Here is an 11,364-nt window from a genome sequence, read left to right on the forward strand (position 1 = left end):
CTGATCATGCTTGTTGTGACACAACTACACGTTCGCGTAGATGAACACGCCAAGAGTGAAGCGGTGTTGTACAATCGAATAGGATTTTGTTAATCGTTTCGCTCTTGCTATTCCATTAAACAAATCTGCGTATGAGCAGGTGGTGGTCAAACGATTGGTAGCGATTGAATGCGATTGTGGAGGTGAAATTGGGCGAGAAGAATAACTTCATGCAACTCATCGATGCGCTTCGCCCAATGATGAAAGGCACCCGCAAACTTGGTGAGTTCACCGCATTTATCATTGACCTGGGGCTTGTACCCGCGCCTGACACGGGTGATGAACGGACAGCTATCGAGCTGCGTGCCATTCCCACCTGGAAGGGGTATGCTAACGGCTCGTATCCGATGAAGCCGGACTTTGCAGGTGAACTTGCTGGAAGGTGGGATGAAGAAGAATTCTCCTCGAACCTTCTCCAGTGGTATCAAGAGCCCGTTCTCAATGAGCTCGCCGACAGGCTCAATCGCATCGACCCGAGAATTAACAAGGGCAATGTTGGACGCGGGTTAGGTGTACTCATCCGCGAAGTCCTCGTCACTATCCGCGACGCCGCCCCGTCACCGCTTGAGGTTCCGTTCAACCTGACCACACCCGCCCCACAGTCGGTTGCACCGTATATTGATGAGAAAACCAACCGGCTACGCCTTGGCGATCAATCAGTGGGGCTTCCACCGAAAAAGGACGTTCCCGAACACATTCAGCCCAAGGAACTCATCTACGTCGCCGCCTTACTGCACGCCTACTGCGAAGGATTGACCACAAGCAATCCAAAACCGGTGATTGACGATATTCCGCCACGCTGGTCGGCTCATTTCCAAGACCAACGCAAAGCTTTCTACAGCGCCGAATGGGTACGAGAAACCTCATGGAGCTGTATCCATAACGGCAAGGCAATGTTCGACGAGTTCCTTGACAGCATGCACGCCGGAGTCACCGACACAAACCTGCGCACCTACCCAAACGGTGTCGAACGACTCCTGGCCACCCTAGCCCAAGCTGTTCAAGTCCAACTCGATCGTCAGCGGCTCGATCAAATCATCACCCTTATCGACGTGTGGAGTCGTAAAGGCTCATGTCACGAACTGGCCGCACAAGGCAGATTGTCGTGGGTGGACGCATGAGACTTTCAGCCCTCGATACCAGCTTCGAAGCCGAGCTTCGCGCCCTGATCTTCCTATTCCTTCTCGACGAGCCAACCGACGTGGACTACTTGGCATGCCTTGACACTCTCACAGTCAACGCACACACCTTCGGTTTGGGTCAGACGAATGTGAATGGAACCCACCGGCTCGCCTCCGGCGAACTGAACGCCCGCACCCACCTCATGACCCAAGCCTTGCAGCACATGACCATCCAAGGGCTCGTCCACTACACCCCTCGAAGCGGGCTCGGGTTCTTCCGCATCAGTGACGAAGGCACCACCCTGGTCAACCGGCTCAGCACCCAATACGCGACAGACTTCTTCAACGCCGCACTAGAAACAATCGAGCGCGTCAGCGACAAAGACACCAATGCGCTCACATCGATCATTCTCACCGCAGCCACCCCAGGAGAGTCCCGATGAAACCAAGCTTTTGGATTACTCACATCACAGTGGCAGGACACCCCACCCGCCAAGAATCCCGCATCGACCTCACCCACGGACTCAATATCGTGTGCGGACCATCAAACACTGGAAAATCCTGGGTCTTGCAATCAATCGACTACATGTTCGGCTCGGCCACTAAGGAGTTCTCTATTGATGAGCAGTCCGGATACACCGAAGTACGCATGGGAGTACACACCCCATTTGGACAACTAACGCTCACACGCCCAATCGGGCAAGGCCACACCATCGTCGACGTTACGAGCACCGACATGCGGATCCCATCAGGACAATACCGGCTCAACAAGACCAAAAACGGGGCGCTACTCAACTCCCTGTGGCTGCGCCTAGCAGGGTTCGAGAATCCTGATGAACTCAAGGTCATCAAGAACCAGAACTACGACATTCAAAACCTAACATGGCGCACTGTTTCCCACGCGTTCTACGCTGACGAAGACAACATCACCAAGAAAGCCCCTATCCTCCTACCAGAGCAAAACACGGCACACACCGCCGCTAAATGCACGCTCGCAGCGTTCATCACCGACAAGGACTACGCCGCATACGCACGCGACGAAAACAACGAAACCAAGAAGCTACGAAACAACGCGATCATCGACTACCTGACTCCAAAACCAGACGAGCTACGCCAACGCATCGACACCCTCGAAGCCACCCTCAAAACCAGCACCCCCGACCAAGCCCAACGCACTATCGACGAACTATATGCACAGGTAGCACACGTCAACACGCTCATTGAGAACGCTGCACGTGAAGGTGAACAGGTAGCCTCCCGGCTCCAAGAAATCCGTGACCAGCTAGCCGAGTCAAGCGCGCTTCGGCATCGCTACGAAGAACTCGCATCCTCCTACCAAGCCAAAATCGACCGTTTTGACTTCGTTCACGAAGGCCACGTGCTTACCAGTGCTATCCCCACACCCGAATCTTGCCCCATCTGTGAGCAAACCCTGCCAGCAGACAAAACACCTGCTGTTGCAGAACCTGATCCGCGCGAACGGCAAAACCTTCTCACCAGGCTTGAAGGGCTACGCCAAACGATCACCCAAATGGAAACTGAGGGTGCACCACTAGTTGCAGAAGAACAACAACTGGCCTCCCACTCGCGACGCATTACAGAACACATTGAAAACCAGCTACGCCCGCAACTACACGCCCTCGCATCCAGCATCGCAGCCAATAATGCAGTCGTTGCGATGCGAACCGAGTTGGAAGAACTCCGCGAGCGCAAAACAGCGATCGAGCAAGAAATCGCTGAGCGCCAAGCTAAGACGTTCCCCAAGGGTAACTTCAACGCCACCAATGAGTTCCCAGAAACGTTTTGGGAAACGATGAGTGAAGGACTGCTCGACACTCTTGGGGCGTGTGCGTTCCCGCATCTTGACCGTGCAATGTTCTCGCGTGAACTGTTTGATGGCGTGGTCAACGGGAAAACAAAAAGTAAGCAGGGTAAGGGCTACCGTTCGTTCGTCAACACGGCGGTGCTGCTCACGCTGCGCGAGTACCTTGCCTCAGATGCTGTCGTGCACAGTCCAAGCATCCTCATGATCGACACCCCGCTCCTAGGTCTCGACGACCCACAACTCGACCCCGAGCTCCAAGAAGCCCGAGAGACCATCCCGATAGCCCTGTATGACTTCCTAGCCGAGCGTCAAGACCTCGGTCAAATGATCATCGTCGACAACATCAAATACATGCCCGACATCACTAAACTGCAATCCCGTTGTAACCTGATCTACTTCACCAAACAAGAAGGTCACGGCCGCTACGGCTTCCTCGAAGACATCCACGACGAGGACATCATCGACACGGAGGAACCCGATGCCCAATAGCCCCACCTTCAGCTACAAACCCCTGTGGAAACTCCTCATCGACCGTGACATGACCAAAACCCAGCTCCAAGAACTCACAGGGCTCAGTCCAGCAACCATCGCCAAGCTCGGACGAGGCGGAAACGTCACCACCGACGTCCTAGCCCGCATCTGCAACGCCCTTGGCTGTGAGATTGAAGAAATCTGCACCCTGATGCGCAATGAGGCTGAAGAGAGGTAAATGAGCATGCAAGATAACATTCCTAACAGTATCTGGGATGCCTTAACTCCAGAGCAAAGGGCACGGTTCTATATCGACAAGCGGCTAGAGGAATCCGGTTGGGTGGTTCAAAGCATGAACCGTTTCAACCCACGTGCTTCCATTGGGGTTGCTGTGCGTGAGTTCGCCACAAGCACAGGCCCAATGGACTATGGCCTGTTTATAAACGGCAATTTGGTCGGTGTTGTCGAAGCGAAGAAGGATGAAGAGGGGCACGACATTACCTCAGTGGAGCCTCAGTCTTCGCGCTATGCCAATAGCGCGTTTCGATATGGAAGTACCGTTGCCCATATCCGATTTGCTTACGAGGCAACTGGAGTTCACACGATTTACTGATTACGCCGACGAGAACTACCGTTCACGCGATGTTTTCTCCTTCCACCGTCCCGAAACACTGCAGGAACTGCTACAAGACGACGACACACTACGTAACAGAATGCAGCATTTTCCGACACTCGATGCCTCTGGTTTCCGTGACTGCCAAACGACCGCAATAGTCAACCTTGAGGCATCTTTTGCGCAAAATAAGCCTCGTGCCCTCATTCAGATGGCTACCGGTGCTGGCAAAACATTCACAGCCATTACGTCCAGCTACCGGTTATTAGCATGTGCTAAAGCGAAGCGCATTCTTTTCCTAGTCGACACAGTAAGTCTGGGAAAACAAGCTGAAGATGAGTTTCGCGCTTATAAACCAGTAGGCGAATCCCGAACTTTTGCCGAGCTTTATGGTGTGACAAGACTGAAGGGAGCAGGTTTCCCTAAGGACTCGCAAATCTATATTTCAACTATTCAGCGTATGTATTCAATCTTGAAAGGGAAAGAGCTCCCAGAAGATATCGAGAAGGAAGCTGAAGACGAGAATGTAGGACTGAACACGGATCCCCGAGAAGTTGTATACAACGAGTCGGTTCCGCCAGAGATGTTCGACGTAATCATCATCGATGAATGTCACCGGTCTATCTACAACGTTTGGAAGCAAGTACTCGAATACTTTGACGCCTTCCTATTGGGCCTTACAGCTACTCCAGACAAACGCACCTTTGGATTCTTTAACCAAAACGTCGTCTCTGAATACAGCCATGATGATGCTGTCATTGACGGTGTCAATGTTCCTGGCGATATCTACTCCATAGAAACCAAAGTTGGCACCGAGGGAGCCATCATCACACGACAAACGGTGGAATACCGCGACCGCTTGACTAGAGCAAAAAGGTGGAAGCAACTGGATGAAGATGTTGAATACAGCAAACAGCGCCTCGATGATGACATCGTTAACCCGTCCCAAATCAGAACAGTAATCAGAGGTTTTAAGGACGCCTTGCCACGAATGTTCCCTGAACGCGCTGAAGTTCCCAAAACTCTTATCTTCGCCAAGACCGACTCTCACGCCGATGACATCATCCAGATCGTCCGTGAGGAATTCGGAGCTGGCAATGAGTTTTGCCAAAAAATCACGTACTCATCACAAAACGCAGAAGAAGCTCTGAGTTCGTTCCGCAACGAATACAACCCGCGCGTCGCTGTCACTGTCAACATGATCGCTACTGGCACAGATGTAAAACCTCTTGAGTGTCTGCTGTTCATGCGCGACATTAAGAGCAAGAACTACTTCGAACAGATGAAAGGCCGTGGAACTCGAACAGTCAACTATGAACAGCTAAAAGCCGTCACACCTTCAGCCACACATGCCAAAGACCACTTCGTCCTAGTTGATGCTGTTGGCGTATCAAAATCATTGAAAACGGACTCGCGCCAATGGGAACGCCAACCATTTACATCCCTGAAAAAGTTGATGCTCGACGTAGCCAGCGGCAACCATTCAGAAAGTAACTTCAGCTCCATCGCCTCCCGGCTCAACCGCATGGAAAAGCAGCTTACCCCGCAAGAACTCCTGCAGTTCTCAGAAGTAACTGGTGGGCTAACGATCAGAGAAGTAGTGCGCGCCTTAGTAGACGCTTATAACCCCGACAAGATTGAAGAAAACGCGCAAGCCCAGCACGCTCACGACTATGAACTGACCGAATCTGATTTGGCAGAAGCCGCTCAGCAAATGCGAGCCGAAGCTGCCACACCGTTCTGCGATCCCGACGTGCGAGATTTCGTTGAGAACGTCCGCCGCAACCACGAACAGCTACTAGATACAGTCAACATCGACAAAGTTACTTTCTCGGACTGGGATGCTAACCACGTAGCACAGTTGGACGAGGCTATTCAGACTTTCGCAGATTTTATTGATGCGAACCGAGACGAGATCACTGCGCTCGGCATCTTCTATGACTTGCCCTGGGCACAAAGGCACCAAGATCTGGAAACGCTCAAAGCGATACACGATAAGTTCACGGAAGCGTTGGGCGCGATTACTATTCAACGCTTATGGGAGGCATATGCCATTCGCCGCCCAGAAAACGTTAAAGCCCGAGGTGCTGCTCGCACCTTGACCGATCTAGTATCACTCATCCGGTTCCAAGCAGGGTATCAAGATGAACTTGTTCCTTTCTCTGACCGAGTGAATTACAACTTTATGCGCTGGACAATGCGGAAAAACCAGGGCAACATCAAACTTACTGATGAGCAAATGAAATGGTTGCGTCTGATCCGCGATCACATCGCCATGTCGTTGTCCATTACCCCTGACGACCTTGAGCTCACTCCATTCGACGAGCATGGTGGACTCGGTCGCTTCTACCAAGTATTCGGAAAGGAATACATGCACGTACTCAACGACCTCAATGAAGCACTGGCAGCGTAGCTCATGAAAGAAATTGGGAAGGAGGTACCGTTGGTAAAGCTCGGTGATATCGCACAGATATATAACGGAAATTCCATCAACGCCACTGTGAAAAAACAAAAATATGCTGGCCTTCAATATGGACTGCCCTATATTGCAACCAAGGACGTAGCTTTTGATGGGACAGTCACTTATGACAACGGAGTAAAAATCCCCGCAGGGGAACCGAAGTTCAAGACTGCGCCAGCAGGAACCGTCTTCGTGTGCTCAGAGGGTGGAAGCGCTGGCAAGAAAACCGCACTGATTAATCAAGAAGTCTGCTTCGGCAACAAGCTTTATGCACTAGTCTCTGACACGTCAAGGTGCACCCCTGAGTACCTATACCTATTCACGCGGTCACCACAGTTCAGAGAACAATTCAAAAAACGCCACGGCGGTCTGATTGGCGGGGTATCCCTAACAGAATTCTCCACCATCGAGATCCCGCTACCTTCATTAGATATCCAGATAGAGATCACTGCTCGCTTGCGAGGCATGTTGAAGACCTGTACTTCTTTAGCAGGCCAGACTAATACGACCGCGAGAAGGATTGGGGAATACCGGCAGCTGCTAATAGATAGGGCATTTGTACCTAGGAATCCAGAAGCGTTAATTCCTTTGGGAAACCTGCTTGAGGATAAGCCGCGAAATGGTAAATCTGTTCGCCCCAACAGCGATAAAATCGGCGTTCGATCATTAAGCCTAAGCGCTACTACAAGCGGCACATTCAGGCCTGAGTTTTTTAAGTATGTAGACCTGAAGGTGCCGGAAGACTCCTATCTGTGGCTGGAGCCTGAAGATATTCTTATTCAACGGGCTAACACCATCGATTACGTCGGAACAGCTGCACTTTATACTGGCAAAAGCTGTGAGTTCATTTATCCGGACTTGATGATGAAACTGCGTCCGAAATCCGATGTTCTTCCACGCTTTATGCTTCTGCAGTTGCAGTCCTCTAGGGTGCGTCAATACTTCCGCAATAACGCAATTGGCACGGCTGGAAATATGCCAAAAATAAATCAGAAAGTCGTGATGTCAACGCCTTTCCTCTATTACCCAATGGAATCTCAAAAAGCATTAGTTGCAGACCTAGCTCCATCGCTTGAGGAGCTTGATGACATACAACGTAAACTCGAAGTTTTGAGCGAACAGATTCGTCAGATGGTTTTCTCGCTTCTGCAACAGGCATTCGCCACTATTTAGCGTTGGCAGGAAAGGTAAAGACATGAATTCTTCTACGATTATTTTCAAGGTTTGGTCAATGTGCGGCGTCTTATATGACGACGGGGTCGCCTACGGCGACTACCTAGAGCAGCTCACATACATGATCTTTTTGAAAATGGCTGATGAATATGCGAAGCCGCCTTACAACAAACCACTGGATATTCCTGCGGGCTACGCGTGGGAAGACTTGCGGTCACTGCGCGGAGCAGAGCTAGAGGATCAGTATCACAAGACGCTCGATCGGTTGGGGAAGCTCCCTGGGATCCTAGGACAAGTGTTCCAGAGAGCACAAAATAAGATTTCCGAACCAGCCAAGCTCGCAAAGATTATCTCGATGATCGATGCGGAAAACTGGGCTGCTATGTCCACCGACGTGAAGGGTGAGATTTACGAAGGGCTACTGCAGAAGAACGCTGAGGACACGAAGTCTGGGGCGGGGCAGTATTTCACGCCGCGCGTATTGATCGAGGCAATGGTGGAATGCGTTCAGCCAGAACCGATGAAGACCATCGTTGATCCAGCATGTGGCTCTGGCGGCTTCTTCCTCGCTGCTCAACGCTATATTTCCACCCATTACAAGCTTGATCGAGAACAGAAAGAGTTCCTAAAAGACAACACTTTCCGTGGCTGGGAGATCGTCCCCAATACCTACCGTATGAGCCTAATGAACTTGTTCTTGCATAATATTGGCGATTTGCGTGGCAACGTTCCTATCACACGTAATGATGCTCTACTGTCCGACCCAGGTGAGCGATTTGACTATGTGCTCTCGAACCCACCTTTCGGCCGAAAGTCTTCCATGACGTTCACTAATGAGGAAGGTGAGCAGGAGCGTGAAGACCTGGTGTACGCACGCCAAGATTTCTGGGCGACCACTTCAAACAAGCAGCTGAACTTTCTCCAGCACATCCACACCCTTATGAAGGTGGGTGGCGAAGCTGCTGTAGTTTTACCAGACAACGTACTGTTCGAAGGCGGCGCAGGAGAGGTAGTACGCACAAAACTCATGGAATCATGCGATGTCCATACAATTTTGCGGCTTCCCACTGGGATTTTCTACCGACCTGGCGTAAAAGCAAACGTAGTTTTCTTCCAGCGCATGCCCGCTTCTGCCGAGCGTCAAACCAAAGATATCTGGTTTTATGATCTTCGCACGAACAAGCACTTCACGTTAAAGCAGCATCCCCTGACGCATGATGACTTACAGGATTTCATTACCTCCTACAACCCCAGTAATCGTCATAAGCGCGCTGAAACCTGGTCAGAGGAAAACCCGGACGGGCGTTGGCGCAAGTTCAGCGCAGACGAAGTCTTTGCACGTGACGATTCTTCATTGGATATCTTCTGGATTAAGGACAAGGCTCTAGCAGACTTGGAGAATTTGCCTGAACCAGAAGAGTTAGCAGCCGAGATCGTTGACAGTCTCGAATCGATTCTCGATTCGTTCAAGGAACTCCAGGCAGAAGCACTTCGGTAGGGCGGGCTTAGATTGGATAGATGGGAACCGCGCACCGATCTGGAGATGCTTCGAAATCTGCTGTTGCAGGGCGAGAATGAGCATTTGGACTTCAAGGTCCGCCTCGATCTCGGTAGCGCTGAAGGGCGAGTTAAATTTGCCAAGGACGTGGTTGCCCTGGCTAACACGCATCCTGGTGGGCACTTAGTCGTTGGAGTGAACAACGACGGGTCGATTCCATCCCAGAAGGAACACCTTGACCCAGATCAATATGACAGTGCGAAACTTCGTGATCGTGTAGCTAAGTACGTAGAGGGTCCGATTGATATTCGAGCCCAAATCCATAATGTTGACAGCAGCGATGTCCTATTGATCGCCGTGTCTCCTGGAACGTCGTATCCCATTCCGATGAGCAAGGCAGGTGACTACGCAGACTCTGACGGCAAGCAATGCCAGGCATTTCGGGCTGGGGATGTGTACCTGCGTGAAGGTAGTCAGAACGTTGCTTTGCGATATGGGCATTGGGAACGTCTTCTTGCGGCACACGATCAACAGATACGCGACGATGCCCACCGCACTATCGACGCGCTCATCAAGGAGCTTTCCAAGCTACAGGTCAATAGCACGGGTACTGCGGTCAGTATCCCTCTATCTCTCGATATGACCTACGGCTCGTTGAGTGCAGCAGTCGCTTCACATCTTTCAGCCGCAGACACAGTTCCCGTCGAACAACTTCTCCGCCAAGCGCTCCAATCATATGGTGCTCAGGAGGATCGGAACCTCACCGTTATCGCTGTTGTTGCAGTACAAGCCTTGGCGTACAACAACCTTGATTTGGTTTCATTCGCAGTTGATCAACTATTCGAGATCCACGAAGGGGCGTCCAATGACAAGAAGCGCCAACTTGAAGTCATCGAATTCCTGTACATCATCGGGGCAGCCGCTGTTCGCTATAAACGCTGGAGCGCACTGCTCCCTATGGTGCTACGAGGCGGCTCCGACGACTCTTACCGGTCTTGGATACGCGAAACACAGGTAAATGCTTCAAGAGCCAACCTCTTTCCAGAGCAGTCAGGGTTGATGATTGATGCCGCTCGGGCGCTCATGGCTCATACACCTGAGCTGCGCCCAGATATCGCAGGAGAGCTACCAGTTGAAGACTTACCCGGTGATGATGCTTCATTGGATTCGTTGTGCCAGTTCGACTTTATACAGTTGTTAACACAAGAATTAGTCCCCGATGCCGGGCGAGCTGAAGGCTATCCTGCATGCGCGATCTATTCCGATACGCGAGTCCGGTCATTTGCCAACGAATACGTTCGCAACCCCAAGATCCGTAGTGAACTGACGCACCAGAACGATGAAAACGTCAGCCGTAAAGTCTTTGCGTCAGCTTGCGAAATTGTTCACCGAGCTGCTTCTGTACTTGGCTACTGGTGGAACAGCCCAAGCCCAGAAGCAGATGAGTATATCCAAGAAGCTCCCCGCACTTAATCAAACCTTTTTACGCGACCCAGATACCTTTTGACGGCTCCGCGCCGAACCCGCAAAGTGGGTGCAAAACTCAGCCATCGCGCCGTCGCGGTGCCGCGATCGATCTGCGCACACGGCCACCCCGGCATCCCGCGACGCGATCCGCAGAACCGAACGGCCAGCGTTCCCCGCGATACCGCGTCGAGAACACGCTCGCACACCGTTAGTTTGTATCACTGACGTCATCCAACGTTTCCCTACGACGTAGTTGTTGATACGTTATGACGCTTGCCTGTGCTGGGTGCGCGCTGGGCGCATTTAGGTTTGGGGCGGGTGCAAAACCGCGTGACCTGCGTTTTTATCCGAAGAAGATGGGGGCGCTGAGTTCTCGATGCAGTCCTGCAGGTCGTCAACGAGTGGTGATGGTTCGATGTCGCAGGCGTGGAATTTCAGGTTACGGTTACGCCAGTAAAGGGACCAGAGTTTGGTGGAGTTGGTGTAGCGCAGGCGGGCTATCAGGAAACGGGCGTGCTCACCTTGCCCGCCCCTTGATGGGCGGACTTCAACAATGGTGACGTGACGATCGGCGACGTCGGCTTCAACCTTGACCTGTTCCCATAGGTGTTTGGGGACGCGGGCATCGCACCAGCGACGGATACGGACGAGGTTAGCTGCGAAATTCCCATAGCCTCAAAGCTACGGGAACCGGCA

General features: G+C 51.8%; 10 protein-coding genes. 9 read left to right on the plus strand and 1 reads right to left on the minus strand.

Annotated features, from left to right (window positions below; all coding sequences use genetic code 11):
- The first annotated feature begins 188 nt into the window (after window positions 1-188).
- From HMPREF2909_RS07640 to HMPREF2909_RS07675, 9 genes are read left to right on the plus strand one after another with little or no spacing between them, the layout of a single operon-like run.
- A complete protein-coding gene (locus HMPREF2909_RS07640) occupies window positions 189-1,160 on the plus strand; it encodes an ABC-three component system protein (RefSeq protein ID WP_148130830.1) in 972 nt (323 codons plus the stop codon).
- The gene (locus HMPREF2909_RS07645; RefSeq protein ID WP_071415816.1) at window positions 1,157-1,603 is read left to right on the plus strand and encodes an ABC-three component system middle component 2; all 447 of its coding nucleotides are present in this window, start codon (window positions 1,157-1,159) and stop codon (window positions 1,601-1,603) included. The genes HMPREF2909_RS07640 and HMPREF2909_RS07645 overlap by 4 nt, the downstream gene beginning before the upstream one ends.
- A complete protein-coding gene (locus HMPREF2909_RS07650) occupies window positions 1,600-3,474 on the plus strand; it encodes a hypothetical protein (RefSeq protein ID WP_071415817.1) in 1,875 nt (624 codons plus the stop codon). The genes HMPREF2909_RS07645 and HMPREF2909_RS07650 overlap by 4 nt, the downstream gene beginning before the upstream one ends.
- Window positions 3,464-3,694 (plus strand): helix-turn-helix domain-containing protein, encoded by a 231-nt coding sequence (locus HMPREF2909_RS07655; RefSeq protein WP_071415818.1) that lies wholly within the window; start codon window positions 3,464-3,466, stop codon window positions 3,692-3,694. The genes HMPREF2909_RS07650 and HMPREF2909_RS07655 overlap by 11 nt, the downstream gene beginning before the upstream one ends.
- The gene (locus HMPREF2909_RS09390) at window positions 3,695-4,069 is read left to right on the plus strand and encodes a hypothetical protein (RefSeq protein ID WP_210387892.1); all 375 of its coding nucleotides are present in this window, start codon (window positions 3,695-3,697) and stop codon (window positions 4,067-4,069) included.
- Window positions 4,005-6,482 (plus strand): type I restriction endonuclease subunit R, encoded by a 2,478-nt coding sequence (locus HMPREF2909_RS07660; RefSeq protein WP_210387893.1) that lies wholly within the window; start codon window positions 4,005-4,007, stop codon window positions 6,480-6,482. Before HMPREF2909_RS09390 ends, HMPREF2909_RS07660 begins: the two co-directional genes overlap by 65 nt.
- 30 nt (window positions 6,483-6,512) lie before the next feature.
- On the plus strand, window positions 6,513-7,703 hold the full coding sequence (locus tag HMPREF2909_RS07665; protein WP_168165277.1) for a restriction endonuclease subunit S: 1,191 nt from the start codon (window positions 6,513-6,515) through the stop codon (window positions 7,701-7,703).
- Window positions 7,704-7,725: 22 nt separating this feature from the next.
- Window positions 7,726-9,201, plus strand: coding sequence for a class I SAM-dependent DNA methyltransferase (locus HMPREF2909_RS07670; protein ID WP_071415820.1), 1,476 nt, complete (start codon window positions 7,726-7,728; stop codon window positions 9,199-9,201).
- A gap of 12 nt (window positions 9,202-9,213) precedes the next feature.
- Window positions 9,214-10,674 carry an AlbA family DNA-binding domain-containing protein gene (locus HMPREF2909_RS07675; RefSeq protein WP_071415821.1) on the plus strand — a complete coding sequence of 487 codons (1,461 nt, stop codon included), beginning with the start codon at window positions 9,214-9,216 and terminating at the stop codon, window positions 10,672-10,674.
- Window positions 10,675-10,971: 297 nt separating this feature from the next.
- On the opposite strand, the gene HMPREF2909_RS09920 is transcribed toward HMPREF2909_RS07675, so the two are convergent.
- Window positions 10,972-11,310, minus strand: a complete 339-nt coding sequence (locus HMPREF2909_RS09920) for a DUF3024 domain-containing protein (protein ID WP_210387917.1) — start codon at window positions 11,308-11,310, stop codon at window positions 10,972-10,974.
- Between the last annotated feature and the right edge of the window lie 54 nt (window positions 11,311-11,364).

It is taken from the genome of Alloscardovia sp. HMSC034E08, from assembly GCF_001813415.1.
GTDB classification, from domain to species: Bacteria; Actinomycetota; Actinomycetes; order Actinomycetales; family Bifidobacteriaceae; genus Alloscardovia; species Alloscardovia omnicolens.

Excerpts from the sequence above, each read along its gene's own strand:
- HMPREF2909_RS07645 (WP_071415816.1), top strand. The coding sequence starts at position 1,157 with ATGAGACTTTCAGCCCTCGATACCAGCTTCGAAGCCGAGCTTCGCGCC.
- HMPREF2909_RS07655 (WP_071415818.1), top strand. The coding sequence starts at position 3,464 with ATGCCCAATAGCCCCACCTTCAGCTACAAACCCCTGTGGAAACTCCTC.
- HMPREF2909_RS07670 (WP_071415820.1), top strand. The coding sequence starts at position 7,726 with ATGAATTCTTCTACGATTATTTTCAAGGTTTGGTCAATGTGCGGCGTC.
- HMPREF2909_RS09390 (WP_210387892.1), top strand. The coding sequence starts at position 3,695 with ATGAGCATGCAAGATAACATTCCTAACAGTATCTGGGATGCCTTAACT.
- HMPREF2909_RS07650 (WP_071415817.1), top strand. The coding sequence starts at position 1,600 with ATGAAACCAAGCTTTTGGATTACTCACATCACAGTGGCAGGACACCCC.
- HMPREF2909_RS07660 (WP_210387893.1), top strand. The coding sequence starts at position 4,005 with ATGGAAGTACCGTTGCCCATATCCGATTTGCTTACGAGGCAACTGGAG.